Here is a 26,918-nt window from a genome sequence, read left to right on the forward strand (position 1 = left end):
ACGATCAGACTGCGACTTAGATGCTGGGCAGCGGCGAGACAAGCTGCGTCAGCTGCTCACTCAGCGCCCACACGGCTTTCCGGTTAACGGAATCGGTCATCGACGGCTTCCAATCCAGCCGCTCACTCTTGGTGCCGAAGTACACGCCAGTCACCCCGGCGACCTCTGGCGCCGACGCCAGATAGATCGACGAGCGCGCGGCTTTGGCCGCGGATTTACCACCATCATCGCGGAAAAAGGTGTTCTGCAAAAGGCTGAAGACCCCGCGCAGGAGGGGCGATGAGCTGTTGGGCAGGAAGCCGCGGGTCATCGGAGTCGTGGCGCGACCGGGGTAACACACATTCACGCTGACGGTCGAGCCCGGCAGCCGCTGCGCGAATTCGTAGGCAAGCGCCATCATCGCCGTTTTGCTCTGCGAATACTGGCCAAAGCCCGTGTATTTGCGTTCACCCTGCAGGTTATCCAGTTCCAGTTTGCCGGGGCTGCCCCCGGTCACATTGATCACACGGGCGCTGGGCGCGGCTTGCAGCATCGGCAGCAGCAGATGCGTGAGCAGAAACGGCGCGAGGACATTGACCGCGAACGTCGCTTCGATGCCGTCGCTGGTCAGTTGGCGCTGCATCTTGAACACGCCCGCGTTGTTGATCAGCCCGTCGAGGCGCGGGTAGCGCTGCTGCACCTGCTCGGCCAAAGCGCGCACGTCGCGCTGCTCAGCCAAGTCCGCCAGCAGCAGATCAACCCGCGCTTGCCCGCTCTGCTGCCGAATCGCCTCGACCGCCGCTGCCCCGCGGGCAGCATCCCGCCCCGTGATAATCACGTGCGCGCCGAGCCGCGCTAAGCCTAGGGCGGTCTGTTGGCCAATGCCGCCCGTTCCGCCCGTTACCAGTACGATCTTGTCCTTCATACCGCCCGCCCCTAACCCTAAGCCAAAAATCGAATGTCGGCCAAAGGACGAGGCATGCCTCGTCCGGGGGGGGGGGGGGGGGGGGGGAACTGCATATCTCGTCCTGTTTTTCTATCTTTCAGACAAATGCTTAAGTGCTCTGTCCGGCAATTGATTGCAGAAAAGGAAGCGCTTTTTCGTAGGGGCGCACGGCCGTGCGCCCCTACAAACCCATATTCGACCATTTACCGGATACAGCATTTAAGTAAGTTCGCGGAAATCTCGGTGTCGGGGCAGACCGATGTGTCTGCCCGGTTTTGGGCGCACACGTAGGTGCGCCCCTACCATCGTTCGTGGATTTATTTCGAGAACCTACTTTAGACCAGCTCATTGCCCTGCGCTGATATGACCAGATTACAATGCGAACAAGCTGATCGTAAGGTTAGTTGAAGATGAACGCTTTGGCTCAGGGGCTACGGCTGCCACGACGTGAGCAGCTTGCCCGTCCCGCTGACCGTATACGTGGTCAGCGCCGCCGGGATCACCGCCGACTGCCCGTGCTGCACGGTGATACTTACGCCCGCCGCCTCGACGATCAGCGCGCCTTCGATCACCGTGAGCAGGTGGAACGCGCCGTTCGTTGGGAATTCGACCGCATCGCCCGTGAAGGCGCGCGTCGTCGTCCGGAAATATTCGCATTCGACCAGCACGCGGTTGCCCGCGCCGCGCAGCACGGTCGGCGCGTACTCGGTGATCGAGACCGCTGTCCCCTTATCGATGTGCATGGCGCGCGGCTTACCATCCAGCCCGAGCCGCCCCCAGTCATACAGTCGATAGGTTAGATCGGACGACTGCTGGATCTCGTAGATCACCAGCCCCGGCCCGAGCGCGTGCACCGTTCCCGGCGAGACGAACAGCGCGTCGCCCGGCTGCACTTCGACATAATTGAGCAGCGGTTCGAGCCGGTTTTCGCGGATCGCCGCCGCCATTTCCTCTTTGCTGGTGCCCGCCTGCATCCCGTAGACCAGCTTCGATCCCGGTTCGCCCGCCAGCACGTACCACGCCTCCGTCTTGCCGCGCGGTTCGCCGTCGTACTGCTGCGCCTGCGCGTCATTGGGATGCACCTGTACCGACAGCCAGTCGGTCGCGTCGAGGAATTTGACCAGCAGCGGGAAGCCGACCGCGGGGTCATTCTTTGCGCCCACCAGATCGTGCCCATACTGCTTGAGCACGGCAACGAGCGTTTTGCCCGCCAGCGGGCCATTGGCGACGGTCGCCGTGTCGTGAACTTCCCATGATTCGCCGTAAGGCTCGGCGGTGGGCAGCGGCTTGCCCATCAGCGTGGCGAGCCGCCGCCCGCCCCAGACTTTGACGTGCAGCGCGGGGTTCATCAGCAGCGGGTACAGTGGAGTTTGGGTCATGTGATCAATCCTTTAGCAGCCAGTAGTCATTCGGTATACAGAGCGGGACACAGCCCCAGAGTGATTCTGAGAGACCATCTGAATATTCGCAATTTCTCTCGTAGGGGCAAGGCGCGCCTTGCCCCTACCCCAGCGAAAACAACACATTTTTCGAATGGTTTCTGAGTCGAGCTTTGTACAGCGCTGCGGGCGTCATTCCTCTCTGCACACAGCCAAGGCTAGGTGGTGGAATGATCGGCGGCGATCAGCGCGCGCGCCTTGGCGAGAATCGCTGCCTCGCCGCGGAACGGCACCAGCGCCTCCACCTGCTCCAGCGGGAACCAGCGCGCCTCATCGACCTCGTGATCGTGGTCGGCGGTGTCGCCGGAAACGTAGCGCATCAGGTAGAAGTAGACGAACTTGTGGATGCGTTTCTTGCCGCGTCCCGCGCTCGTGTAATACCAGTACTCGATGCGGTCGATCAAGCCGAGGACTTCAGTTGTCAGCCCCGCTTCTTCGCGGACTTCGCGCCGCGCAGTGGTTTCGGTGTCTTCACCGTCTTCGATGGTGCCTTTCGGGAGCTGCCAGCGGCTGCCCGCCCGCACCATCGCGATTTCGATGCCATTCACGCCCGGTCGATACACCACGCCGCCCGCTGAAACCTGCGTATCGGTCGGCAGCAGGGTCACGTGCTTGCCCTGCGTTTCGATCCACTGGAGCACCTCAGTGTACGGCGGCAGTCCATAGCCGAGCAGATCGGCGATTTCCCGCGCCAGCCACATGAACAAGCGGACCTGTGTGAGCGCCGCCTTCGCGCGGTGCGCCGGGTCGTCGTCTGCATACAGGTCTTTGAGCACCACCACCGCGCGGGGATCGCCCCAGTCTTCGACGAAACGGCCGTCGTACCACGTATCGTAATCAGCGCCGTGCAGCGCGCGCGCGTGCCATTCGAGCAGACGCAGCAGAGGCTTACGCATATGGAACATGGTGATCGTCGTCGCGCGCCAATGATCGCCGCGCCGGATGAATTTGACGGCGCGGGGCGCCGCCATCAGAAAATGGTTGATGGTGTTCAGGAATTCGGCTTCGTCGGGCAGGGGGGCGCTCGGGGTGAGGGGTGGCGTGTGGTCGGTACGCGGATACTTGTCCACGAGCACGCGCAGCCCGCGCGCAAAGGTATCCGTGTGCGGCGCGCGCGCCAGCGCTTCCGCGAGCGACAGGGTTGCCGCATCGGTGGGAATGAAGGTGAAATCGACCTTCAACCCGCCCGCGTACATGACGATCCACTCCGGCTCTGTGCCCTGACTGATAGTTTCGAAGGCAGACAGCCACACCTCGCCAAAAGCGCGGTAGAACTCGGAGTTAGCAAACTGCTGAACATCGGTCGCGAACAGGCAGAGATCGAGGTCGGACCATTCGTCCGCCGGATGCTCGGTGCGCGCGCGCGATCCAACGACGATCACCGCGCGGAGTGCGGGGTGCGACTGCGCCCATGCCTGAATACGTGATTCAATGTCCATTTTGCTCCCGCAGCGAAGAGTCTACGTGCGGCTGTGAGGCGGTGACGTGCTGGCCTAACCCGTTCCAAACAGACCTGACGATCCCCGGCGATCTGTCTCCTTCTATGATACACGGTTTATCTGACAGATCACTGAGTGTCTTTAAGAAACACCTGGACGCCTAGGCCGCACCGTTACCCTCTACCCGTAAATCTTCGCCGCGGAAATTGTAAAAAGTGTGTGAGCGCCTGTAAAAAATCTGTGACCTGTCCATGGCCTACCCTCGTCGTTCCGAGTAAACACGCTATAATTTGCAAGTTTTTTACCGGAAGGGCTGAAAAGACATGATCGAAGTCGAGAATTTAACGAAGTCATACGGAGAAGTTGCCGCCGTAAAAGGCATTTCGTTCACAGCGCGTCCGGGTCAGGTGACGGGCTTTCTGGGGCCGAATGGCGCAGGGAAAACCACCACCATGCGCATCCTCACCGGCTTCATGCCGCCGACCTCGGGCAAAGCAATGGTCGCCGGATTTGACGTGTTCAACCAGAGTCTGGATGTCCGCAAGCGCGTCGGCTATCTGCCGGAAAACGTGCCGCTCTACCGCGACATGACCGCGTTGGGCTACCTGACCTATATCGGCGAAATTCGCGGCGTGCGCAAGGTCAAAGCGCGCGCGCAGGAAGTGCTGGAGCGCGTCGGGCTGGGTTCTCGCGCCAACAGCCACATTCGCGCCCTCTCCAAAGGCATGCGGCAGCGCGTCGGTTTGGCGCAGGCGCTGCTGCACAACCCGCCCGTGCTCATCCTCGACGAGCCGACCATCGGCCTCGACCCGATTCAGGTGCTCGAACTGCGCGATCTGGTCGCGGAACTGGGTAAAGATCACACGGTGCTGTTCAGCACGCACATCCTGAGCGAAGCCGAGCAGGTCTGCGACAGCGTGGTCATCATCAATCAGGGTGAGATCATCGCGCAGGGCTCGCCGACCGAACTGCGTTCGTCGCTGCTGGAACGCGGCAGCCGCGTGCTCGTGCGCGTGGATGGCCCCGCGGCGGCGGCGCTCCCGATCATCCAGCAGGTGGCGAGCGTCGGCCATGCCGAAAGCGGCAGCGAGGGCATTGTCGTCACGCCCGCGCAGCCCGATGTCGACCCGCGTCCGCACATCGCCCGCGCGCTGATTCAGAACAACTTGAATTTGCAGGAACTGCGTCCGCTCGCCGTCAACCTCGAAGAAATCTTCCTCGAACTGACGCGCCGGCGTCAGGCGGCTGAGGTGGTGGAAGCCCCTGTCACGGAAACAACTGAGGATCAATCATGACCGATATGACCCAAACTGAAGTTCAAATCGGCGGCGCGGTGCCGTTCTGGGCGGTATTCAAGCGCGAATTGGCGCTGTATTTCCGGTCGCCCGTCGCCTATGCCATTGCCTTCGCGGTGCTGTTTTTCCTGAGCATTCTGTTCAACGGCTACATCAGCCAGGCGAATCAACAAGCCCCGGCAGATGCGGGCTATATCCCCGGTCTGCTGACGTTCCTCACCTTCCTGATCGCGCCGCTGCTGACGATGCGTCTGCTGGCGGAAGAACAGCGCGAAGGCACGCTCGAACTGCTGATGACGCTCCCCATGAACGAAGGCCATTTCGTCCTCGGCAAGTTCCTCGCCGCGTGGGCCTACTGGACGGTGCTTGTCCTCGTCACCCTGATCTATCACTTTGGGTGGCAGATGGTCGGCATTCCGGATCAGGGTGTGGCGTTCGGCGCGTATTTAGGCGCGTGGCTGTACGGCGGCACGGTGATCGCCGTGTCGATGATCTGGTCGGCGGTCACCGAAGATCAGATCGTGGCGGCCTTCCTCGGCGCGGCGACGATCCTCGTGCTGTACCTCGCGGATATCGCGGCGGTCGCGCTGGCGGGCAGTGATGGGACGGCGTGGTTGGCCGGTTTTGTCCGTGAACTCGGCTTGCAGGCGCACTATGGCGCGACGCTGGCCAGTGGCATTCTGCGCGGTGAAGATATTTTCTATTTCGTCGGGATGATCATTGTGGCGCTGTTCATCACCGTGCGTATTGTCGAAATTCGACGCTGGAGATCGTAAGCATGACTCAGCAAACACCGAATGTGACCCCTGAAAACGAACAGCCGATCATCCCCTCGTGGATCTTCCCGCTGATCATTGTAGCGGGGCTGATTCTGGCGGCGTTCAACGCGTCGCAGCCCGGCGGCATGACGGTCGTCGGTTACGCCGGCGTTGGGTTCGCCATCCTCGCGTTCGTCGCGTGGGTATTAACCGCGCCCCAGCAGGTGACGGGGCTGTTCACCGGGCGCACCGCGCGCTTTGGCGGCGTGAGCATCATCGTGACTCTGCTCGTCATCGTGCTGATGGTCGGCGTTTACGCCTTGGTCCGCGGCCAGGAATGGCGCGTTGACCTGACGGAAAGCGATCAGTTCTCGCTCACGGAAGAGTCGAGCGACGCCATCGCCAACATCGGCAACGACCCGACCATCCCCAATATTCGCATCAATGCGTTCGTGACGGCGGCCCAGGCCGCGCTGCAAGATCGCTACGCGCCGCTGTTCGACGACTACCAGACGACCAGCAATGGCAAGATCACGTATGAATTCGTCGACCCGGAACGCAACCCCACCACCGCCGATGCCTATGGCGTCACGCGGTCGGGACAGGTCGTCGTGACTGTGCTCGATGAAGCGGGCAGCCCGGATATCGACAACGCCGAGGTCGTGGCCAGCGTGAATCAGAGCGACCTGACCAACGCCATCCTCAAGGCGGCGGCGCAGGGCGATTTCCGCGCCTACATCCTCCCGGTTGAAGGCGGCGTCGCCGACCAGATGACCATCATCCAGCAGATCTTCACCGAGCAGTGGGACTGGACGGTGACGACCGATCAGACGCTCGTGCAGCTTTCGACCTCGACGACCACGCCGCTGAATGACCCGAACGCCGACGCCGAAGTCGTCATCATCCCCGGCGGGATGGCCCCCCTCACCGATCAGGAACTGACGATTCTGGGGAACTTCCTCACCAATGGCGGCAGCCTGATCGTGTTCGCCGACCCGGCGATCAATGAAGACGGGATTTCGCTGGCAACCTCGGAAAATCTCAATACGTACCTGCGTGACAACTTCGGTCTGAGCTTCGCCAATGACATCGTGCTCGACCAGACCAATCAGGTGGAATCGCCGCTCACGCCTTACGCTGCTGACTTCGACGCAACCAGCTACCTCACGACCAACGGGATCCCGGCAGGTCGCGGTTTGCTGGCCATGAACGCGCCCGTCAGCATCGTCGTGGCCGACACCGCGCCCGCCAACGTCACCGTGCTGCCGCTCGTGCGCACGGCCACGACCTCGTACGCCAAGACCAATCTCGTCGCGCTGTATACCGCGGCGACGCAGAACAACGGGCTGACGCCGGAAGACATCGCGCAGGCGGAAGGCGATCAGGCGGGGCCGTTCGTGGTCGCGGCCAGCGCGGAAAATGTGCAGACCGGTTCGCGCGTCGTGCTGTTCAGCAGCACGTGGATCGGCTCGGATATCGGCTATCAACTGCGCAATTTTGCGACGAACTTCACCGTTGCGATCAATGGCGCAGTGTGGACTACGCACTTTGATGAATTCTTCAACCAGATCAACATTGTCCAGCAGGCGCGCCCGCAAGATCAGCCCATTTCGGCAGATGTGGGAACGCTTAATAACCTGCGCATTTTGACGGTTTTCGTCGTGCCGTTTGGTATCCTGCTGCTAGGCGTGTGGGTGTGGTGGAACAACCGCGAGAAAGCACGCTAAAGGAGAGATAAGCCTATGCGTCTGAACCGAAGCACTATCATTTTTATCGTCGCACTGCTCGCGTTCATCGTGGTGGTGCTGCTCCTCAATCAGAATCAAGCAACTGCGCCGGGCGATACGACCGTCACGCCGACGAGCGCGCCCGTCGCGCTGCTGCCGGGCGTCGACAACACGACGCTGGCGCGTTTGGAAGTGCGCGACAACACGACGGGTGAACGCATCGTCCTGACCAAGGCCACGGCGGACGGCGCGTGGCTGTATGACAACACGACGCGCGCCGAACCGGGCGTCGAAACCGAGGTCAGCGGCACGCAGCAGGCCGACCCGACGGTGTTGTCGGCGCTGATTCCGCTGCTCACCAACCTGAATTCCGCCGACAGCTTCGAAGATGCGAATCTGGCGAACTTCGGGCTGACAAGTCCGCTGTACACGGTGCTGGCGACGACCTACGATGGCGCCGTCTTCCTCGTGCACATCGGCGGCCAGAGCCGCGTCAACCCGCGTTACTACGTGATCGTCGAACAGGCGGGGAGCGCCAATGTCGGCGGCACCGAAGAGCCGCAGGCCATCGGCACGCAGGAAATTGGGGCGGCTGACGCGACCGCTGAAGAAGCAAGCGGTCGCTGGCGGATTACGCGGAAGGATCTCGCCGGATCCCAACGCGGCCAGGCTGTGTCGCGCGCGAACATCGAAGCGACGAACGCCGCGGTCGGGACGCAGGTGGCACAGGCCAACGCGACCGCCGAAGCGGCCGCCGCTGCCGTGACCGCTGAAGCCTCCGCCGAACCGCAGGCCATCGGCACGCAGGAAATTCAACCCGCCGACGCAACGGCTGAAGCGACCGTTGAAGCCACGGTGGAGGCCACGCCGGAAGCCCTGCCGACCATCGAACCGACGCTCGCGCCGCTGGCTGAACCGCTCGTCGCGCTCGAAGGCACGTTCCGCATCTACGTCGTGCAGAAGTCGACGCTCGACCGCTTCATCAACCTGATCACGACGCCGCCGGTCTTCGTGCCGACGCCGACGCCGACCACGGATCTCGGTCTGCTCAGCATCCCGTCGACCGACGTGCCGCAGGGCAGCCTGTCGACGCCGGAAGTCACGCTCGACGTGACGGCGGAAGCGACGACCGCGCCGTAAGTCACCTCAGGCTTGAGGGCGTTTGCGCCTCTCCCCCGCTGGGGGGGGCGGAGAGGCAGGCTTTTAACCGCCCCTCTCCCAGGGGAGAGGGGCAAAGTAACTGAATCAGCGCTCGCCCAAAACCAGGGGCGAGGCGCCCCTCCCCAAAATCGTATTGAGGAATTGAACGCGCGGACGCGCAAGCTCGTCCTACTTTCCGCCAGATCAAAACGGACGAGGTCACTCGTGCTAAAAGCTAACCGCTCGCCTTAATACGTCTCCGGGCGGCGATCTTCGAACACGGGGATTTTCGCGCGGATGCGGTCGACCTGATCGAGATCGATGTCGGCGGTGGCCAGCGTCGGCGACTCGCCCACTTCGATCACCACCTTGCCCCACGGATCCACAATCATCGAGTGCCCGCCGAACACCGCGTTCCCTGTCTGCCCCACGGCGTTGACCGCCGCCATGTAGCACTGATTCTCGATGGCACGGGCGATGAGCAGCGCGCGCCAGTGTTCGATGCGCTCAATCGGCCACGCGGAGACGAGCAGAATCAGCTTGGCGCCCTGCACCGCGTACTTGCGGAACAGTTCCGGGAAGCGCAGATCGTAGCAGATCGCCATACCCGTCGGCCCCCACGGCAAGTCCATCATCAGCGGGGCGGAACCGGGCTGCAGATAGCGATCTTCTTCCATCAGGCGGAACAGGTGAATCTTGCGATACACGCCAATCATCTTGCCATTGGGCGCGTAGAAGGCCGAACTGTTGGCGACTTCGAGGCCGCGCTTTTCCATCACCGAGCCGACGATGCTGATCTTGTTCTGCGTCGACCACGTCGCCAACTGCGCGAAGATGCCGACATTGAGCGGCGAAGCCAGGTCTTTCGCCTGATTCAGCGCGTAGCCCGTCGACCACAGTTCTGGCAGCATCACCAGATGCGAGCCGCGCTTGGCCGCGTCGGTGATCAGTTCCTCGGCGGTCTGCGTGTTTTTGCGCACATCACCCTGCGCAACGTTCATCTGTCCCAGGCTAATTGTGAGTTTTGCCATTACGTCTCCTCGATGGGGTGGCTCTATGGATTTCGATGGGGTTACGCGCGCCAGTCGATGACCCCGGACAGCGCGCGCCACCTCGCCGCTATCTCGTCAATCATCGCCTCTTCGCTCAGTTCGGACGTATCGACTTCGGTGACGCCCGGCAGTTTGCGGATCGCCCACTCGCGCTTCAACACCCCGACGGCCAGTTCGCGTTCGCGCGGGTTGTGATAGCGCGCGCCCAGCGCCAGATGCAGGCGCTGTAACACGACATCCAGCGCGGCGACCAGCACGATGATGTCGCCCGTTTCGCTCAGCCGCGCCAGATGATTGCCATGCAGCAGGGTCTGCCCGCCGATGTGAATCACCGTCCCGCGATACAGCATGATCTCGTCGACCAGTTCGGTTTCGAGCGCTTTCAGGCGCGCTTCGCCGTACAGCGCCCGCAGATCCTCGCGCGCTTCGCCGGAACGCGTCTCAAACAGTTGATCGAAGTCGACGAAGCGCAGCCGCAGTAGTTCGGCGGTGCGCCGCGCGATGACGAGCTGGGTCGGTCCCATGTACCCGGTCAGGATGAGATTGCGGTCAATCGTCGTTTGCATACGCCGTTTACGCGCTGTTCCGCCAACCGGGATACCAGCCATCCAGAATGGCCGGCAGTTCTTCCAGCGAGTTGATCACTTCATCGGGCACAATGCGTGATAAGCCCAGGCTTGCCCGCCGTCCGCGGCGCAGCACGGCCAGCAAGCCCGCCGCCTGCGCGCCGACCACATCCGCTTCGGGATCATCGCCAACGAACACGGTCTCCGAGGGCTTCGTGCCGAGGCAGTTGAGCGCCGTCTGGAAGATCGCCGGATGCGGCTTGAGATAGCCCACATCTGCCGCCGAAATACGGCAGGTCGGGAAGTGATCGATCAGGTTATGCGTGCGCAGTTCGATGTCACGAAGCCACATGGGCTGGTGCGCGTTGGTGACAATCCCCACCTTGATGCCGTGTTCCGCCAGCAGGCTCAGCGCCGGAATCGCGTCCGGGAAGCCGATCGTGCCCGTCGCTGCCACCCAATCATAGGCTTCGAGGCAGCGGCGCGCGTCGAGCGCATCCGCGGGCGCGCCGAGCGCCACCGCCGATTCGACCAGCAGCGCGCCGAGGTGGGGCGCGCGCAGATTGGTGCGCGCCGCTGTCCACGCCGCGTTGACGCGCGCGCGGAATTCCGCGACATAGGCGTCAAAATCGCCTAAGCCGTAAATATCCGCGCACACGTAGTCGAACACGCCGCGCAGATGATTTTGTTCCATGGCTGCCCAGTCTGAGTTGAAGCCGCTCCAATCGATCAGCGTGTCATCAAGATCAAACAGGACTGCTTTGAGGTCGGCCATTAGACAGCTTCTTCCGCGCGCCAGCTCAACAGCAGATCGTCGATGCCCGCCCGGAAGTTCGGGAAGCGCGGCGACCAACCGAGCGCGGCTTTGGCTTCCGCGTTATTGGCGTGCGCGGGCAGGTGCATGAGCGCGGGCAGACGCTTATCGCTGCCGCCCATGAGCGCCGCGAGGAACGCCGGGCGCGCCGACAGGCCGAAGCCCTGCGCATCCGCGAAATACTGCATGAATTCCGCCGTCGTCGCCGGGTTGTCATCGACCACATTGAGCGTGACGCCGCTCGGACGGTTGGTGATCGCCGCGACGATGGCATCCGCTGCATCCGCCGCATAGGTGAAGTTCACCGGGACGTTTGCGCCCGTTTCCACGGGGCGCCCGAGCTTGAGCGTGTCGCGCACGGCGGCGGCATTCGCGGTGTTGCCGTACAGGAAACCGAAGCGCAGCACCACCGCCGACAAACCGCTGCGGAGCACGTTCTTTTCCGCCGAGGCGGCCGCGCGCGTGAAATCGACCGCGTCTTCGTTGACGCCCGCGCCGACATAGGCGTAGCTGGTGTGGACGAGGTATTCGACGCCCGTCTCTTTGGCCGCTTCGATGATCGCCTTCGTGCCGTCGCTGATGACGCGGTCATCCCAATCGACCTTGAGCGTCGGCAGCGTGTTGAACGTTTGCGGCGCGAGATTGACGACGATAGTGGCGTTCGCCGCTTTGATCATGCTGCGGACTTCGCCCGCCCGCAGGACGCCGGAATACGCTGGAATCGCGCCCGCCGCCCGCGCGACATGCGCGCCCGCGCTGCCATCCGTCATAACGGTGACGCGATAGCCGCGCGCGACGAGTTTCCGCGTGACTTCCAAGACGACGCCGCGGGGAACGCCAGCGGTGTTGGTGATGAGAACGCCCTTGTTCGCCTGATTCGCTAAAACCATGAGTTTTTACTGCCCTGTGCAATTCCGAATTGACTTCGATTATAAGCGGACAACGCCAAACGTATCAAGAAGCATGCTGAAACTGAATACTGTCAGTTAGGGATAAGCCGCATTTGCGGCTCCCCCTCCCTGAATTCGGTTGAGGACAGGACACTTTTAACATGGGGAACCCTTAAGGAGCTCGTTTGAGGGAAAACGTAGTTTGTAGGGACGCGCAACGGCGCGTCCGTTTTGCCCCTATTCCTGCGGACGCCCCGTTGGGCGTCCCTACAATCCCCTCGATTGTTAAAAGTGTCCTGTCCCCTCGCCCTTTGGAGAGGGGCGGTTGAGGCCTCAGGGAAAGGTATTGAATTGTAGGGACAGAGGCTGATTCTGAAATGACTTCATGCCTTGTCCTCCTGTGCTCACACAACCATCACATCCGTTAACCCACCTCTTTTGCTTGCACGGACAACCGATCTGTTACCTAATCCACAAGAAAACCGGACGAGGCATGAGGGTGTTGAAAAAGGTCAGATTCCGACCCCACCCCGTCCTCCCCGAGTTCAGGAGGAGCCACATCCTTGCCAAGCCTCAATTGATCTTCTAGGGACGCACCGATCCGTTACCAATCCACAAGAGGTGCTTTTTAAACACCCTCATGCCTCGTCCCTAGAGGTTCTTGCCGAAAAAACGGTGTTCGATGGGGAAGCATGAAAGACCTACCCCTAAGATGGGCTGGGGGAGGGTCAGAGAAGCATTATCCATAACTCACGTTGAATGCCGTTCTCCGCGACTTTGCCGGGACGACTGCGTATACACAGATATGCAACTTAGTCCCAAGGAGACCTATGTTTATCCGACGCGCATTCTTCCTCTTCTGCATTCCGCTGATCCTCATGGGCTTTGCCAGCGCCCACGCACAGGCAACCGATGAACGGTTGGCGCAGTTTGAACAGATCATTCAGGACGAGATGGCCTATTACAACATTCCCGGTACGGCGGTCGCGATCATCGAAGGCGATGAAGTGATCTACGCGCAGGGCTTCGGCTATCGCAATGTCGAAGACCAGCTCCCGTTCACGACCGAAACCCGCTTCCGCGTCGGCTCGACCACCAAGTCGATGACCTCGCTGCTGATCGCGCAGTTGGTCGACGACGGTTTGCTGGCGTGGGACACACCTGTCACCGACATCCTGCCCGATTTCGCCCTCAGCGACTCCGAGCTAACCGCGCAGATCACGGTCGCGGACTTAATGGGCATGGCGACCGGGTTGGTGTCGAATACCTTTGACGCCTTCGACTGGTGGGAGTGGGAGATCGACAGCCTGCTCGACGCCGTCGCCACGCAGACCATCAACGGGGAGTTCCGCGCGTCGCACAATTACAACAATGAAGTTTATGCGCTGGCGGGGTATGTCGGCGCGGTCGCCAGCGGGCTAGAGCCGACGCTGACCAGCTATCAGTCGCTGATGCAGACCCGCCTGTTCGATCCGATTGGCATGGCGAGCGCCATCATCGCCGACGACCACAGCCAACTCGGAGACAACTACGCCGAACCCTACGAGCCGGATGTGCTAAGTGCGGCGGGCACGGTCAGCCGCATGATCGACGCGCCGATTGCGTTGGTCGCCCCGGCGGGCGGCGTGTGGGTGAACATCGAAGACATGGCCAAGTACGTCATCACGCAGATGAACGGCGGCGTCACGCCGGACGGCGCGCGCATCGTCAGCGCGGGAGAATCTCGCGGTCACGTGGGCGCCCGGCGCATCGCTCGGTTTGGACGATGTGCCCGGTTACGAAGATGCACGCTATGGAATGGGCTGGCTGCTCAACACGTACCGCGACATCCCCATGCGCCAGCATAACGGCGCGTGGTCAGGCTATACGACGCAGATGACCATCTTCCCGGACAACCACACCGCGATCCTCGTGTTCAGCAACTCGAGTCTGGGCGGCCAGCTCAATGACACGCTGGCCTTCACCTTTGCCGAACTGTGGAACGGACTTGATCTGCAAGCCGCCGCGCAGCGCCGCGCCGAGTTCGCGCCGCTCATCGCGCAACTCGATCAGGTGCGGGAGCTCGCCGAGAGCACGATCGATGCCGACACCGCCGCGCCGCTGGTGGGCACGTATCAAGAGGGCTGGAGCGTCGAATATCGTGACGACAGCACACTCTGGCTGACGAACGGCGTGTGGGCGTTCCGCCTCGTCTACTTCCCGGTGCTCGGCCAGTACCTCGTGGTCAATAATGGCGCGTTGGGTGCCACCGTCGACTTCAATACGATCAACGAGCCGACCAGCCTCGTAATCAACGTCGGCGGCACCGAGGCCTATACGCTGGAAAAGGTGGAGTAGACCGCGACTTTCCCCGGTACGTTGGCCCGCAGCTGCCGCTCTCCATATGAGGGGCAGCTGCACCGCGCCAGATCAGACGCCACCTGAGCGCGGAAATCGCCACAACCCCCTAGAAAATGAGACGATTATATGACGATTGGCCTACGCCTCAATTTGTGCGGCTAAATCCTGCTAAAATTTACATAGTTGAGATTGGGGTGTTGTGGAGGGACTAGGATATGTTGCGGAAAGCACTGATCGTCGCTGTGCTCCTATCGATCACATCGGTACTACTGGTACAACCCGCGCTGGCGCAAACACCAACGTGGATTGCGTACTATTTCAATAACGGAACCCTGGAAGGGACGCCGTTCCTGACGCGTCAAGATCCCAATGTCGCGTTCAACTGGGGTGTCAATCCGCCGATTTCGGGCATGAATGCCGATAACTTCTCGGTACGCTGGGCGACCGATGTCGCGCTGAACGCAGGCACGTATCGCTTCTACGCGCTGGCGGATGACAACATCCGCGTCATCTTCAACTTTGGGCTGACCCCGGTCATCGACACCTTCGCGTCCGGCCCGGTTGGGCAGGTCGTCTCGGCGGATGTGAATGTGCCGGCCAACGGTGTCTATCACATTCAGGTCGACTACCGTGAACTGACCGACAACGCCTTCGCGTATGTGTCGTATGCCAACCTCGCCACCAACCCGCAGGGGCCGGGCTTCCCGGTGCCGGGCGCGACGGGTGGCGGCACGGGGTCGCTCCCGCCGACCGTGGCGACTGCGCCGTGGACGGGGCAGTACTATGCCAATGGCAGCCTGCTCGGTGACCCGGCGGCGATTCTGACGGAAACCAGCCCCACGCATAACTGGGGTTCGGGCGCGCCGCTGCCCAACGTCCCCGCCGATAACTTCTCGGCGCGCTGGACGAGTGTGCAAAACCTGACGGGCGGCAACTACACCATCGCCGCGCGCGCTGACGACAGCGTCCGCGTGTATGTGAATGGCGTGCTCGTGATCAATCAGGGCGGCGCGACCGGGCAAACCAACACGGCGACGCTCCAGCTGCCGGCGGGTGGCAACACCTTCCAGGTCGAATACGGCGAACTGACGCTGGATGCCTACCTCGAATTCAGCGTGTACTTCACCAATAACCCGGGCGGCGCGCAGCCGACTCAGGCGCCGGTGCTGACGGGCGCGATTGCGACCGTGTCGGCCTTCCGCCTCAACGTGCGCGACTTCCCGAGCGCGACGGGCAGCAACGTGATCACGCGCATCAACCGCTTCGAGCAGTACCAGATCGTCGGGCGCACGAACGACAGCGTGTGGTATCAGATCCAGTTGGCGAACGGTGCGACAGGCTGGGTGTCGGGCCGCTTCATCACCATCACCAACGGCTTCAACATCCCGGTGACCACCCCCGGCACGACCGTTTCGCCGACCGTGACCCCCGTCCCGGCGCAGACTTCCGGCATCATCGGCACGGCAACGCCGTATACGGTCAATATTCGCTCGGGGGCGGGCACGCAGTTCGGGCGGCTTGGTCGCATTGTGGCGGGCGGTCAGGCGACCGTCATTGGTCGCAATGCCGCCTCGCAGTGGTATCAGGTCAACTTCAACGGGATCGTCGGCTGGGTGAGCGCGCAGTACTTCGTGCTGCCCGCGGGTACCAACGTCAACAGCATCCCCGTGACAGGTTGACAGTTCACAGTCAACAGTAAAACGGACGCCTGCGGGCGTCCGTTTTGTTTGGAGGACTTAGCCCCTACCCGAATAGCGTGATTGCCAGCCAAACCACTCAGAACGAGGCATGAGGATTACGCAGTCTGCCAAGCGGTGGGCTGGCTTCTCTCCCTGAATTCGGCGGGAGTGAAGTTAGAAGTCACGTCCATTTGTTTATCGTCATCTGACGTTTCACTATTACATGCTGCTCTTTTTTACATCAATAAATGGTGCTGTAGACATATCTTATCATACTGCAAACTGAGCTGAATTTTTCTCAACCTCTCCCTTAGACTAGGCAGGATGACTAAAGGACTACTAGCCATAAGTTGGAATTTAGTATGAGATTTTGTCTCACATATTGACACAAACCTGAATCTCCTTTACTTTGTAGTTATGTTAGGTAAGTGTAATACGCTCCTTCTCTCCGGTGGATGCCGTGAAACAACACGCGAACGGTTACGTGAGTAACCGGGTGCTCAAGCTCAATGTCGGTTTTGTCCTCAGTGCTGGGCCAGGTTACGCGCACGAGACTTCATTCGACGTGCCATCAGTCCGGGTCGCTGACGATGTTGATCTCACGTACATTCGCGGCGATCTCCGCCTCAGCCGGACCAAAGAGGGTGTGCTGGTTCAAGGATCGCTCCAGGTGGGTGTGGAAGGCGAATGCTACCGCTGCCTTGATCCGATCAACCAGGATGTCGTGATTGACATCGAAGAGTTGTACACCTACCCGTCGTCTAAGGCCGCGGAATTCAGCATTGGCGACGACGCGATTCTCGACCTCGCGCCGCTGCTCCGGGCTGAAACGCTCATCGCCGATTCGCGGGGAGGACTGTGCAAGTCCGACTGCAAGGGCTTGTGTCCTGAATGCGGTGTGAATCTCAATCGGGAGCTGAACCACGCTCACGAGGACGACATCGACCCGCGCCTGGCTAAACTGAAACAACTGCTCGACCGTTAATTCTAGTCAACCGAAATCATCTGTTCAGCTTCATCTTAGTCTAGAGGGGGGATTTACCTTGAGCGACTACGATAGTAGTTATGATTCCCATTTTGCGGGTGATGGTGGCGAATTTCTTGATGATGAGCTTGAAGTCGACGAATTTGATGACGACCCCAGTGATGAGCTGTGGGCGGACGAAGACTTTAGCGACGAACTAGATTTAGACGACGAAGACCTCTACGGCGATGAGGACATCATTTTTGACGACTCGATCCACAGTGACACGGTCGGGTTGTACCTCAAAGAGATGGCGCGCGTCCCATTATTATCCACCGACGAAGAAATTAACCTCGCCATGCGCCTCGAAGCGGGCGCCGAAGCGGATCGTAAACTCAAAAAAGACCCGAACCACAAGCGCGCGCACGAATGGCACATTGCCATCGCCGATGGTATCGCCGCGCGCGATCATCTGGTGAAGGCCAACACGCGCCTCGTCGTGTCGATTGCCAAGAAGTACATGCAGCGCGGCGTCCCCTTCCTCGATCTGATTCAAGAAGGCAACCTCGGCTTGATGAAGGCCGTCGAAAAATTCGACTACCGCCGCGGTTTCCGCTTCAGCACCTACGCGACGTGGTGGATTCGCCAGACGATCACCCGCGCGATTGCCGATCAAGGCCGCACCATCCGCGTGCCCGTCCACATGAGCGACCGCATCCGCCGCTTGTATCGCACCGCGCGCAAGCTGGAACAGGAGAACGGCCGCAAGCCGTCGCCGGAAGAGATCGCCGCCGAACTCAAGGTCGACCCGCGCAAAGTCCGTTGGATGTTGCGCGTGTCGTGGCAGCCGCTCAGCCTCGAACGCCCGGTCGGCGAGGATGATGACAGCGAGTTCGGGCACTTCATCGAGAACGAGAGTGCGCCATCACCCGCGCAGAGCGCGTATGACAAGATGCTGCGCGAGAAGATCGAGTCGCTGCTCAATACGCTGACTCCGCGGGAAGCGCGCATCCTGCGCCTGCGCTTCGGCCTGCTCAATGGTCGCAGCCACACGCTCGAAGAAGTCGGGCAGAAGTTCGGTCTGACGCGCGAACGCATCCGCCAGATCGAAGGGCGCGCGCTGCGCCGCCTGCGGCATCCGCGCCGCAGCCGCCAACTGCGCGACTACCTGTCCTGAAGCTCACTCAACCCCCGCGCCACTCGACGCGGGGGTTTTTGTTTCCCTCCACCTGTACTTAAGCCGGAGACTGATCTCCGCCTTTGGCGATCCCGAAAAACACGCCTTAAGTTCAATCAGTATTTCTAAGAAGCATCTTAGACTTAATATGTAACACCGATATTCTCACAACCTACTTTCACAGGAGCTCTTATGAACCGACGATTGCTGCTTCTCGTGCTTGTGATCGCGCTGCTCGGCGCACTGCCACTCGCCGCCCAGGACGAGGCTGTGCCCCTGCTCATCCGCAGCGTTGGCGTAGTTGATCTGGATGGCAGCGTGTATTACAGCGTGTTCCTCGCCAGCGGTGCTGCGGCGCTCACCAATATCACCGCCAGTGCGACGGTTCCCGCCGGACTCACGTTCGACGCGTCGGTGCTCGCCCCGGAAACGGCGACGGTCACCACTGAGGGCAATACGATTTCGTGGGCCATCACCGAACTGCCCGCCGATACGCTCCTCGGCCCGCTGACTTTCCATGTGACCGTGGATGCCGCCGACAGTGAAATTCCTGCGGGACTGGCCGTTCAAGCTGAATGGACGGACGGCACAGCGGAGCTCGCGCAGGCGGAAGACACGATCACGCCGTTCACGACCACTGGTGCGATCACCGTCGATGCGGCGGGCACGGTCGATGAAACGGGCGCGCCTGCCGTTGTGACCGTCGGTGATACAGGCTTGCTGGTGTACATCCCGGCGGGTGCGGTCAGTGCGGAGACGACGATCAACTTTGAACGCCTGCCCGTTCCCACGGGTGAGGAGGCTGCCGCCTTCTTTCCGCCGGAAGCGGAAGGCACTTGGTGGTGTTCGGTCGTCCGCATCACGCTGGAACCGGATGCCGCCCTCAACCAATCCATCGTGCTGGCCATTCCCACGCGCCGCGCGGTGACGCCCGGTCTCGCCAGCGGCGGTTTCTTCCGCCTGCCTGAGGGCGAGTGGCAGGTGATGGAAGGGGCGACGATGTTCGTCTCGCCCGATGGTCGGCACACGATTGCCGCTGGCGTTCAGGTGACGAACGGGCTGGAAGTCGCTTATGGCGTGAACGACAGCACGCGCCTCTCGGCAACCATCAGTGGCACGAACGTCATTGACGGGACGAGCAACACGATCCGCGACGGCACAAGCAACATCGTGCAGCAGTTCACCACGCAGCCGACCAGCGGCATCATCGCCATTTTGATCGGTGCGTGGTAGCCTTACGCTCAAACCGAGCCTTACACCACCCCCTCTCCTCCAGGAGAGGGGGTTTGCACCATCTCGTCCAAGGACGAGGTAGTGGGGGTGAGGTTTCGCATGAAACCAAGCCTTGACCCTCACGCGACCGTCCGCTATACTCTCTTCCAATGCGCCGCGGTAGCTCAGTTGGTAGAGCAATGCACTGAAAATGCATGGGTCGCCGGTTCAAGTCCGGCTTGCGGCACACTCAAGAACCCCGATTAACCGTCGGGGTTTTTTGTTGCCTATTTGTCGGCAAGTGTTGGCCTCGGTTGCGACCTCACCCCCTAACCCCGTTTCGGATTCGGCACACAGCGCGTTACAATCAGCGTAAACAACCTGAGACACAGGAGGTGGTGACCATGCACTTTCCGAGCGATTTCGTGTGGGGCGCGGCGACCGCCGCCTATCAGATTGAAGGCGGCACGGCCGTTGACGGGCGCGGTCCGAGCATTTGGGATACCTTCACGCACACCCCCGGCAAAGTCCTCAACGGGGACACGGGCGACACAGCCGCCGATCACTTTCACCGCTGGCGCGAAGACATCGCGCTCATGCAAGCGCTCAACCTCGCCGCCTATCGCTTCTCCATCGCGTGGCCGCGCATCCTGCCGACCGGACGCGGCAAGGTCAATCAGGCGGGGCTCGACTGGTACAGCCGCCTGATCGATGGGCTGCTGGCGGCTAACATCACCCCTTACATCACGCTCTATCACTGGGATTTACCCCAGGCGCTCCAAGATGAGGACGGTTGGCTGCGGCGCGGCATCGCCGACGATTTCGCCGCCTATACCGACATCGTCAGCCGCGCGTACGGCGACCGCGTCAAGCACTGGATCACGCTCAACGAACCCGCCGTGGTCGCGTGGTTGGGCTACATGTTCGGCGAACACGCGCCCGGCCTGAAAAGCGACGTGCCGACCAACGCGCTGCTCGCTTCCCATCACCTGAACCTCGCGCATGCCAACGCCGTGCCGATCATTCGGCAGAATGTGCCCGGCGCAAAAGTTGGCATCACGCTCAACCTGACGCCCGCCGACCCGGCGACTGCGAAATCCGCCGACATGGAAGCGGCAACGCGCTACGATGGCTTCAACCGCTGGTATCTCGACCCGGTGTTCCGTGGGCATTACCCGGCTGACATGGCCGAACTGTACGCGCCGTATATGCCAGAAGTCCGCCCCGGCGATCTTGAACGCACGCGCGCCCCGCTCGACTTTCTGGGGATCAACAATTACACGCGGATGGTCGTCGCGGATGACCCCGGCAACCCCTTGGGCATCAAGTTTGTGCACCCGGATGGTGAATACACGACGATGGATTGGGAAGTCGCGCCCAACAGCCTGTTTCAACTGCTGATGCGCATCCATCGCGAGTACGCGCCGCGGGAAATTCTCATCACGGAGAATGGCTCGTCGTGGGAGGATATCGTCACCGAGACGGGTGAAGTCCACGACGAGCGCCGCGTCGCCTACCTGAACGCCTATCTCGAAGCGTGCAGCCATGCGATTGCGGATGGCGTGCCGCTCACCGGGTATTTCGCGTGGAGTCTGCTGGACAACTTCGAGTGGGCGTTCGGTTACAGCAAGCGCTTCGGCCTCATCCACGTGGACTACGCGACGCAGAAACGCACCATCAAAGACAGTGGCAAGACCTACGCGGCGCTCATCGCGGCGCAGAAGTCTTAACCTCACCCTGCTTGCTGCACAAGCCGTCCCTCTCCGGGGGGAGAGGGGCGGTTGAGCGCAGCGAAACGCGGTGCGGTGAGGCAAACTGCCTATTCTGAAATAGCCTCATGCTTCGTCCCTACAGAAGTTTTGCCGAAGGAAACCCTCGTCTCATTGAGAAGCATGTCCCCTGTTAGGCTAAGCCAATGACCGTTTGTCAGCCAAAGGCCAAGGCGGGCGGGTAAGGGCGTCGAATGCCGTGAAAACGGGTTACCTGTCGGTCTTGGGCTTTTGCGGACGCGATTATGCAGTTTAACTTATGAAGGCGGAGTACCGACCCCACCCCCGGCCCCTCCCCGAATTCGGGGAGGGGAGCCAGCAAAAGCGTCTTTTCTCCCCTCTCCCCGCTTGCGTGGGAGAGGGGTTGGGGGTGAGGGGTAATCCGTATCGTTTTCTTAAACTGCATTATCGCGTCCCTACACAACCATGCTTTTCTCGTAGGGACGCAATTTATTGCGTCCGCTGTCCCTAAAAAGACATTATTCTACGTAGCGATTGGCCTACCTTGGCCTGTTTTGTCGTATTTCGGACACTGGCTTAAGTGGTCTTTCGAAAGTTTTAATGTAGGGGCAGACCTCTGTGTCTGCCCGGTTTCGGGCGCACACGCAGGTGCGCCCCTACATCCGTTCGTGGATTTCTTTCGAGAACCTACTTTAGGAAGTAAAGGGGTTTTGACACGCTCAGAGGTGCCGATTTCAAGGGATTATACGTCGGCGGCTTTGAAGCCATACGCGCCGATCAGCGGAACGAAGCGCACCGCGCCAATCCGCTGCAAATCCCACTTACCGCCGCGCCGAATGACGCGTTCGAGGTACTGGTTTTTCGCATCGCCCACAGGGATGATCAAGCGCCCGCCGTCCGGACTCATCTGCGAGCGCAGCGTGCCGGGGATACTCGGCGCGGCGGCGGTCACGAGGATGGCATCAAATGGAGCCATATCCGGCAAGCCCTGACTGCCGTCGCCCACGTGCAGCTCGACATTTTCGATCTCTAGGCGTTCGAGCACGGCGGCGGCGCTTTCGGCGAGGGGCGCGTGCCGTTCCAGCGAGTACACCTGTGCGGCGAGCTGCGCCAGAATCGCCGTTTGATAGCCCGACCCCGTCCCGATCTCCAACACGCGCTCTTTGCCCGTCAAATGCAGCGCGGCGGTCATTACGGCGACGATATACGGCTGCGAAATGGTCTGGTCTTCCCCAATCGGCAGCGGGCTATCAGCGTAGGCTTGCTCGCGCTGGGCTTCGGGTATGAATTCGTGGCGCGGGAGACGGCGCATGACTTCGAGCACGCGCTCATCGTGGACTCCGCGTTCGCGAATTTGCTGCTCGACCATGGCTAGTCGAGTGGACTCATACGAATCGCTCATGGTGCTATACCTTTCAACTTGATTATAGTCCCAAAGCTTGGCAAACTCTCTGTTATTCATTCACGCTATTTAGAAAGCACTCACCATGCGACTCATCACCTTTACTCACAACGGACGGACGCGGATCGGGGAACTGGTTGGCGAAACAATTCATGTGCTGGCCTGGGTAGATAGCAACGTGCGGCAGATGATTCGGCGCGGCGTGACGCCCAGCCGCTCGTACGAACGGTTTGCGCTGGCCGATGTCAAAGTCGAAGCGCCGCTCGTCCCCGGCAAGATCGTCGCCATCGGCAAGAACTACCTCGAACACGCCAAAGAGACGGGCAGCGCCCCGCCCTCCGCCCCGCTGATCTTCGCGAAGTTCCCGAGCGCCATCATCGCGACCGGCGAAGCGATCACGTGGAACAGCGAGATCTGCAATGAAGTCGACTGGGAAGGCGAGCTCGGCGTGGTGATCGGCAAGGAAGCGCGCAATGTGAGCGAGGACGACGCGCTCAATTACGTCTACGGCTACACTATCGCCAACGACGTGAGCGCTCGTGATTTGCAGTTGAAGAAAGATGCGCAGTGGACGCGCGGCAAGAGCCTCGACACGTTCTGCCCGCTCGGCCCGGTGATCGTCACGCGCGACGAAATCGCCGACCCGCAGGCGCTGACGATCACGACGACCGTCAACGGCGAAGTCATGCAGCAGGATACGACCGCCAACATGATGTTCAACATCCGCGCGCTGATCAGCTATTGCTCGAAGAATTTTACGCTCGAACCGGGCGATTTGATCCTGACGGGCACGCCGTCCGGCGTCGGCTTAGGACGCAATCCGCAGGTGTTCCTGAAGGATGGGGATGTGGTCAAGGTGACCATCGACAGCATCGGCGAAATCAGCAATCCGTGCAAGGTGATCAGCGAGTAGCACGTTAGCCAACACCGCACCTGTCAACTCCTATAGTATAAAAATGTAATGCCCTCTCATTAAGAGGGCATTGTTGATTTTCATCTTTTGGGATTCCAGACCGAATATTCGAAATACCCATGATCTGCCCCCTATGAAAGCTGGCGCGATCTCACCCGCGCACGTTTTATGCTTCGGCGTGCAGTACGGGAACAGATTTAGCAACCCGCTTTCCAGAACTTCTCCCCCGTTCAGGGCAAATGCACCTCGATGAGGGCTAGTTTGAGGCGCTTGCTTATCCCTGAAATCTACCCGTTAGCGTCTACATCATCACGACGCCGCCGTTGACGTCCAGCGTGGCGCCCGTGACCCACGTCATGGTGGGCAGACACAGTGGCAAAATGCTGTGTGCGATTTCGACCGGCTGCGCCAACCGCTTGAGCGGCACAGTCGCCACATAATTGGCGACGCCTTCGGCGGGAATCGACTCAAACATGCGCGTATCGACCGCTCCGGGGGCAACCGCGTTGATCAGAATGTTGAAAGGGGCGTAATGGCGCGCCAGCGACTTCGTCATCGACAAGACCCCGGCCTTGGTCGCGCTGTACACGGTGGCGTTATGCACTCCACCGACCCGCCCCCCGGTGGAACTCACGTTGACGACCCGCCCGAAACCATTCGTCTTCATCGCTTCGGCGGCGGCACGGGTGAGGAAAAACACCGACTTCATGTTGACGTTAGTGATCCGGTCAAACCACTCTTCGGTCATCTCCTCAACCGGGATGCGCGGGCAAATTCCCGCGTTATTGACCAGAATGTCGAGCTTGCCCCACTGGGCGACGACCTGTGCCACCAGCGCTTCAACCTGCGCCGGTTTCGAAACATCACAGGCAAAATTGGCGGCACTGCCGCCCGCCGCGGTGATCTGCTGGACAACCGCCTCGGCCACCTCGGCATCGATATCCGAGACGGCGACGTGCGCGCCGTTTTCGGCCAGTAAAGCTGCGGTCGCCGCGCCGATGCCGCGCGCCGCGCCCGTGACGATGGCTACTCGGTTCAGAAGCTGCATAAGTTCACCTCAGAAGTAGGGCGCAAGCTGTTCGAGCGCGACAGCGCTTTCGTAGAGCGTGTCGTTGCGGTTCACTTCAAACCAGTCCGCGCAGACATATTCAACTGTGAACGCCCCCGATAGTTCACAGCCTTCAGGCGGGCAATGAGATCGGGAAAGTCGATGACGCCGTCAGCATGGGCGACCTGTAACTTGCCCGGTTTCGCCTGCCGCACATGCACATGCCCGGTATGCGGAATCAGCGCGTAGATCCGCTCCATGGGGATGTACTGCAGCATGAAATGGGCGATATCGAGCGTGACCTTCAACCCCGGCACGTGGTTGACCAGATGCAGCGCTAGCTCTGGCGTATCCGCCACGGAGCCCATATGCGGCTCAAAGCGCACTTCGACGCCATACTCGGCGGCGATGGCGACTGCCTGCCGTAAATACTCCACGGACACGGCGAGATTCTCAGCGAGCGTCCGCGACACGTGATCGACGCCGGGGAGAATCGTCATGCCGGGCGCGCCGATCAACTGGCAGAACTGCGCCGCACCGCGCACGAAGCGCAGATTCTCCGCGCGCACGGCCTCGTCGGGGTCGTTGAGCGAATGCAGGGAGGGTGCCGCCCCAAACTGCGGGAAGAAATCGGTCACCGCCAGCTGGTATTTCTCCAGCAGCGGCTTGAGGCTGTCCGCCTGCCTGTGCGGATCAGCGGCCACATCCTGCGGTTCAAAACTGCATTTGCCGCGCTGATAAAAGCCCGCGATATCGACCGCGCTGAAGCCGAGCGAACGGCAGACCATCAGCGTCGCTTCGAGCGGCAGGACTTCGAATGAGTAGTTGGCAACGCTCAGGCGCATATCATCAGCCCCTTAGGCATAGAGATCACGAACGAAGATCGGGTGACCATCCCGTGCCGCCGAGCGCGCCGCTGCTTCCAACAGTTCGACGGTATACAGCCCGTCAATGCGACCGGGGAAGAGCGGATCGGCGCCATCGAGCAGGATTTCGACGAACTTGGCGAGGGGAACGTCACCGGGATAGCCGGGATTATGGCGCGGGATGTGCTCCTGCCGACCATCATGCAGGTGCATGAAGAACTCACCCGTAAATCCGTCGACGAGAATGCGCCCTTTGCTCCCGTGCAGGTGGACTTCGACGGAACCGGGATCGCCGGGGCGCAGGTTGCCGCTGCTGCCAACTGTCGCCAACGCGCCGGTGTTCATGCGCACGGCCATCGCGTCGATCACATCGACTTTGGCTTGCAGGTTGTTCATGAAGGCGGTGACGACTTCGGCGCGCATTCCCGGGGACAAGTGGAACATCATCGCCGCGAGATGGGTGATCTGCAAAACGCCTTGCCCCCCACCCGCCACGGTCGGTTCACTGTAGGTTTGGGGTGTCGGTCCAGTAACGGCAAAGCCGCCCGCTGGTTCGAAGCGTTCCGGATGACCGAGCAGCAGATCGTAGGTGACCGACGACATACTGCACGCGACATACTCGATATCCCCGATGAGACCGTCGTCGATATAGCGCTTGGCCTGCGCGACCGGGGGCAGGTAAGGGAAAGTGTAGCCCATCAGAATCTTGAGGTTGGCCGCCGCCGCTTGCTCGACCAGCGCTTTCGCATCGCGCGCGTAGACGGTCATCGGCTTTTCAAGCAGCAGGTGCAAGTTTTGATCGAGACAATCTTTGGCGGCGGCGTAGTGCGCGTGATGCGTGGTCGCCACAATCGCCCCTTGCAGATCGGGATGCGCCGCTTTCGCCTCGGCCACCGATGTGTAGCAGTTGTCCAGCGGGATACCGTAGGTGCGGGCGGCGGCTTCGGCAGCTTCCCGTTTGCGATCCACGAGAACAATTTTCCCAATGCGCGGATGGGCTTTCATCGCGGGTAGATGCGCAGTTGTGGCCCACCATCCCGTCCCGACGACGGCAATTGAGGCTTTTTCAGGCATGGTTCGCTTCAACCTTTCGGGTATGGACTGCAAAAATATGCATCATCTGGGAACTGGTATTTTCGATTCGATGGGGAACACCCGCCGGGATGAACAGGGCACAGCCTTCGGTGAGCGGGCACACCGTTTCCGCGCCCTCCTCACCTTCGACCAGTAGGCCGAACGCGCTGAGAACGTAGGCGATTTCGCACGTCTCCGGGTGGGTGTGCCGGGGGATGACGCCGCCGGGCTCAAGGCGCGCGATCAGCGTATCGACGGCGGGATGTCCAACTAAGGTGATGGGGCTAAAACGGGTGGCAATCGCGGGGAGCGTCGGGTGCGGCAGCCATTCCATAGCGCTAAAATGCTGTAATAAAATCTGTTCCATTTTGTTGATTTCTGTCGAAAATTGTTTATACTTGTCGAAATCGTAGCGCCATTCCACAATTTTGTCAAAATGGCTGTTTATTTCCTCATCAGGCAAAAGGC

The 26,918-nt window shown here is 60.8% G+C and carries 24 protein-coding genes and 1 tRNA gene; 13 read left to right on the forward strand and 12 right to left on the reverse strand.

The window, feature by feature from the left end:
* Nucleotides 1-16: 16 nt before the first annotated feature.
* The 3 genes from IPK17_RS06940 to IPK17_RS06950 form a co-directional block, all read right to left on the reverse strand.
* Complete coding sequence (locus tag IPK17_RS06940; protein ID WP_343416951.1) at nt 17-904, reverse strand: SDR family NAD(P)-dependent oxidoreductase; 888 nt, start codon at nt 902-904, stop codon at nt 17-19.
* A gap of 452 nt (nt 905-1,356) precedes the next feature.
* Nucleotides 1,357-2,304 carry a type I phosphomannose isomerase catalytic subunit gene (locus IPK17_RS06945; RefSeq protein ID WP_343416952.1) on the reverse strand — a complete coding sequence of 316 codons (948 nt, stop codon included), beginning with the start codon at nt 2,302-2,304 and terminating at the stop codon, nt 1,357-1,359.
* A gap of 218 nt (nt 2,305-2,522) precedes the next feature.
* On the reverse strand, nt 2,523-3,803 hold the full coding sequence (locus tag IPK17_RS06950; protein WP_343416953.1) for an aminoglycoside 6-adenylyltransferase: 1,281 nt from the start codon (nt 3,801-3,803) through the stop codon (nt 2,523-2,525).
* A 323-nt stretch (nt 3,804-4,126) separates the two neighbouring features.
* On the opposite strand from IPK17_RS06950, the gene IPK17_RS06955 reads away from it, so the two are divergent.
* The 4 genes from IPK17_RS06955 to IPK17_RS06970 are packed head-to-tail and all read left to right on the forward strand — an operon-like array spanning nt 4,127 to nt 8,723.
* Nucleotides 4,127-5,098, forward strand: coding sequence for an ABC transporter ATP-binding protein (locus IPK17_RS06955; protein WP_343416954.1), 972 nt, complete (start codon nt 4,127-4,129; stop codon nt 5,096-5,098).
* Nucleotides 5,095-5,874 carry an ABC transporter permease gene (locus IPK17_RS06960; RefSeq protein ID WP_343416955.1) on the forward strand — a complete coding sequence of 260 codons (780 nt, stop codon included), beginning with the start codon at nt 5,095-5,097 and terminating at the stop codon, nt 5,872-5,874. Before IPK17_RS06955 ends, IPK17_RS06960 begins: the two co-directional genes overlap by 4 nt.
* A gap of 2 nt (nt 5,875-5,876) precedes the next feature.
* Nucleotides 5,877-7,583, forward strand: coding sequence for a DUF7088 domain-containing protein (locus IPK17_RS06965; protein ID WP_343416956.1), 1,707 nt, complete (start codon nt 5,877-5,879; stop codon nt 7,581-7,583).
* 15 nt (nt 7,584-7,598) lie between these two features.
* Entirely contained in the window at nt 7,599-8,723 is a 1,125-nt protein-coding gene (locus IPK17_RS06970) for a hypothetical protein (protein ID WP_343416957.1), read from the forward strand.
* A 248-nt stretch (nt 8,724-8,971) separates the two neighbouring features.
* On the opposite strand, the gene IPK17_RS06975 is transcribed toward IPK17_RS06970, so the two are convergent.
* Genes IPK17_RS06975 through IPK17_RS06990 form a run of 4 tightly spaced genes read right to left on the reverse strand, consistent with a single transcriptional unit; the run spans nt 8,972 to nt 12,045 of the window.
* Nucleotides 8,972-9,754: a carbon-nitrogen family hydrolase gene (locus IPK17_RS06975; protein ID WP_343416958.1), complete on the reverse strand. Its 783-nt coding sequence runs from the start codon at nt 9,752-9,754 to the stop codon at nt 8,972-8,974.
* 41 nt (nt 9,755-9,795) lie between these two features.
* A complete protein-coding gene (locus IPK17_RS06980) occupies nt 9,796-10,383 on the reverse strand; it encodes a shikimate kinase (protein WP_343416959.1) in 588 nt (195 codons plus the stop codon).
* On the reverse strand, nt 10,349-11,116 hold the full coding sequence (locus IPK17_RS06985) for an HAD family hydrolase (RefSeq protein ID WP_343416960.1): 768 nt from the start codon (nt 11,114-11,116) through the stop codon (nt 10,349-10,351). The genes IPK17_RS06980 and IPK17_RS06985 overlap by 35 nt, the downstream gene beginning before the upstream one ends.
* Nucleotides 11,116-12,045 carry an NAD-dependent epimerase/dehydratase family protein gene (locus IPK17_RS06990; RefSeq protein WP_343416961.1) on the reverse strand — a complete coding sequence of 310 codons (930 nt, stop codon included), beginning with the start codon at nt 12,043-12,045 and terminating at the stop codon, nt 11,116-11,118. The genes IPK17_RS06985 and IPK17_RS06990 overlap by 1 nt, the downstream gene beginning before the upstream one ends.
* Nucleotides 12,046-12,875: 830 nt before the next feature.
* Between IPK17_RS06990 and IPK17_RS06995 the strand changes: the two genes are divergently transcribed.
* From IPK17_RS06995 to IPK17_RS07030, 8 genes are all read left to right on the forward strand, one after another.
* Complete coding sequence (locus tag IPK17_RS06995) at nt 12,876-13,892, forward strand: serine hydrolase domain-containing protein (protein WP_343416962.1); 1,017 nt, start codon at nt 12,876-12,878, stop codon at nt 13,890-13,892.
* Nucleotides 13,843-14,382, forward strand: a complete 540-nt coding sequence (locus IPK17_RS07000) for a hypothetical protein (protein ID WP_343416963.1) — start codon at nt 13,843-13,845, stop codon at nt 14,380-14,382. The genes IPK17_RS06995 and IPK17_RS07000 overlap by 50 nt, the downstream gene beginning before the upstream one ends.
* A 218-nt stretch (nt 14,383-14,600) precedes the next feature.
* The gene (locus IPK17_RS07005; RefSeq protein ID WP_343416964.1) at nt 14,601-16,064 is read left to right on the forward strand and encodes a PA14 domain-containing protein; all 1,464 of its coding nucleotides are present in this window, start codon (nt 14,601-14,603) and stop codon (nt 16,062-16,064) included.
* A 460-nt stretch (nt 16,065-16,524) separates the two neighbouring features.
* On the forward strand, nt 16,525-17,049 hold the full coding sequence (locus IPK17_RS07010) for a YceD family protein (RefSeq protein ID WP_343416965.1): 525 nt from the start codon (nt 16,525-16,527) through the stop codon (nt 17,047-17,049).
* Nucleotides 17,050-17,107: 58 nt separating this feature from the next.
* Nucleotides 17,108-18,205: an RNA polymerase sigma factor RpoD gene (gene rpoD, locus IPK17_RS07015; protein ID WP_343416966.1), complete on the forward strand. Its 1,098-nt coding sequence runs from the start codon at nt 17,108-17,110 to the stop codon at nt 18,203-18,205.
* 192 nt (nt 18,206-18,397) lie between these two features.
* Nucleotides 18,398-19,438, forward strand: coding sequence for a hypothetical protein (locus IPK17_RS07020; protein WP_343416967.1), 1,041 nt, complete (start codon nt 18,398-18,400; stop codon nt 19,436-19,438).
* A gap of 153 nt (nt 19,439-19,591) precedes the next feature.
* Nucleotides 19,592-19,664 (forward strand) — tRNA-Phe (locus IPK17_RS07025).
* Between the two features lie 157 nt (nt 19,665-19,821).
* Nucleotides 19,822-21,147 carry a GH1 family beta-glucosidase gene (locus IPK17_RS07030; protein ID WP_343416968.1) on the forward strand — a complete coding sequence of 442 codons (1,326 nt, stop codon included), beginning with the start codon at nt 19,822-19,824 and terminating at the stop codon, nt 21,145-21,147.
* A 742-nt stretch (nt 21,148-21,889) separates the two neighbouring features.
* Here IPK17_RS07030 and IPK17_RS07035 read toward each other — a convergent pair.
* Nucleotides 21,890-22,549, reverse strand: a complete 660-nt coding sequence (locus tag IPK17_RS07035) for a protein-L-isoaspartate(D-aspartate) O-methyltransferase (protein WP_343416969.1) — start codon at nt 22,547-22,549, stop codon at nt 21,890-21,892.
* 85 nt (nt 22,550-22,634) lie between these two features.
* On the opposite strand from IPK17_RS07035, the gene IPK17_RS07040 reads away from it, so the two are divergent.
* The gene (locus IPK17_RS07040; protein ID WP_343416970.1) at nt 22,635-23,462 is read left to right on the forward strand and encodes a fumarylacetoacetate hydrolase family protein; all 828 of its coding nucleotides are present in this window, start codon (nt 22,635-22,637) and stop codon (nt 23,460-23,462) included.
* A gap of 301 nt (nt 23,463-23,763) precedes the next feature.
* Here IPK17_RS07040 and IPK17_RS07045 read toward each other — a convergent pair whose 3' ends face one another.
* The 4 genes from IPK17_RS07045 to IPK17_RS07060 form a co-directional block, all read right to left on the reverse strand.
* The gene (locus tag IPK17_RS07045) at nt 23,764-24,510 is read right to left on the reverse strand and encodes an SDR family NAD(P)-dependent oxidoreductase (RefSeq protein WP_343416971.1); all 747 of its coding nucleotides are present in this window, start codon (nt 24,508-24,510) and stop codon (nt 23,764-23,766) included.
* Nucleotides 24,511-24,581: 71 nt separating this feature from the next.
* Complete coding sequence (locus IPK17_RS07050; protein ID WP_343416972.1) at nt 24,582-25,355, reverse strand: sugar phosphate isomerase/epimerase family protein; 774 nt, start codon at nt 25,353-25,355, stop codon at nt 24,582-24,584.
* A gap of 12 nt (nt 25,356-25,367) precedes the next feature.
* Nucleotides 25,368-26,450 (reverse strand): Gfo/Idh/MocA family protein, encoded by a 1,083-nt coding sequence (locus IPK17_RS07055; protein ID WP_343416973.1) that lies wholly within the window; start codon nt 26,448-26,450, stop codon nt 25,368-25,370.
* A complete protein-coding gene (locus IPK17_RS07060) occupies nt 26,443-26,913 on the reverse strand; it encodes a cupin domain-containing protein (protein ID WP_343416974.1) in 471 nt (156 codons plus the stop codon). The genes IPK17_RS07055 and IPK17_RS07060 overlap by 8 nt, the downstream gene beginning before the upstream one ends.
* Nucleotides 26,914-26,918 lie beyond the last annotated feature (5 nt).

Source organism: Candidatus Flexifilum breve (genome assembly GCF_016713355.1).

Coding starts and splice junctions, on each gene's coding strand:
- IPK17_RS06940 (WP_343416951.1), bottom strand. CDS start 904: ATGAAGGACAAGATCGTACTGGTAACGGGCGGAACGGGCGGCATTGGC.
- IPK17_RS06945 (WP_343416952.1), bottom strand. CDS start 2,304: ATGACCCAAACTCCACTGTACCCGCTGCTGATGAACCCCGCGCTGCAC.
- IPK17_RS06950 (WP_343416953.1), bottom strand. CDS start 3,803: ATGGACATTGAATCACGTATTCAGGCATGGGCGCAGTCGCACCCCGCA.
- IPK17_RS06955 (WP_343416954.1), top strand. CDS start 4,127: ATGATCGAAGTCGAGAATTTAACGAAGTCATACGGAGAAGTTGCCGCC.
- IPK17_RS06960 (WP_343416955.1), top strand. CDS start 5,095: ATGACCGATATGACCCAAACTGAAGTTCAAATCGGCGGCGCGGTGCCG.
- IPK17_RS06965 (WP_343416956.1), top strand. CDS start 5,877: ATGACTCAGCAAACACCGAATGTGACCCCTGAAAACGAACAGCCGATC.
- IPK17_RS06970 (WP_343416957.1), top strand. CDS start 7,599: ATGCGTCTGAACCGAAGCACTATCATTTTTATCGTCGCACTGCTCGCG.
- IPK17_RS06975 (WP_343416958.1), bottom strand. CDS start 9,754: ATGGCAAAACTCACAATTAGCCTGGGACAGATGAACGTTGCGCAGGGT.
- IPK17_RS06980 (WP_343416959.1), bottom strand. CDS start 10,383: ATGGCTGGTATCCCGGTTGGCGGAACAGCGCGTAAACGGCGTATGCAA.
- IPK17_RS06985 (WP_343416960.1), bottom strand. CDS start 11,116: ATGGCCGACCTCAAAGCAGTCCTGTTTGATCTTGATGACACGCTGATC.
- IPK17_RS06990 (WP_343416961.1), bottom strand. CDS start 12,045: ATGGTTTTAGCGAATCAGGCGAACAAGGGCGTTCTCATCACCAACACC.
- IPK17_RS06995 (WP_343416962.1), top strand. CDS start 12,876: ATGTTTATCCGACGCGCATTCTTCCTCTTCTGCATTCCGCTGATCCTC.
- IPK17_RS07000 (WP_343416963.1), top strand. CDS start 13,843: ATGGGCTGGCTGCTCAACACGTACCGCGACATCCCCATGCGCCAGCAT.
- IPK17_RS07005 (WP_343416964.1), top strand. CDS start 14,601: ATGTTGCGGAAAGCACTGATCGTCGCTGTGCTCCTATCGATCACATCG.
- IPK17_RS07020 (WP_343416967.1), top strand. CDS start 18,398: ATGAACCGACGATTGCTGCTTCTCGTGCTTGTGATCGCGCTGCTCGGC.
- IPK17_RS07030 (WP_343416968.1), top strand. CDS start 19,822: ATGCACTTTCCGAGCGATTTCGTGTGGGGCGCGGCGACCGCCGCCTAT.
- IPK17_RS07035 (WP_343416969.1), bottom strand. CDS start 22,549: ATGAGCGATTCGTATGAGTCCACTCGACTAGCCATGGTCGAGCAGCAA.
- IPK17_RS07040 (WP_343416970.1), top strand. CDS start 22,635: ATGCGACTCATCACCTTTACTCACAACGGACGGACGCGGATCGGGGAA.
- IPK17_RS07045 (WP_343416971.1), bottom strand. CDS start 24,510: ATGCAGCTTCTGAACCGAGTAGCCATCGTCACGGGCGCGGCGCGCGGC.
- IPK17_RS07050 (WP_343416972.1), bottom strand. CDS start 25,355: ATGCGCCTGAGCGTTGCCAACTACTCATTCGAAGTCCTGCCGCTCGAA.
- IPK17_RS07055 (WP_343416973.1), bottom strand. CDS start 26,450: ATGCCTGAAAAAGCCTCAATTGCCGTCGTCGGGACGGGATGGTGGGCC.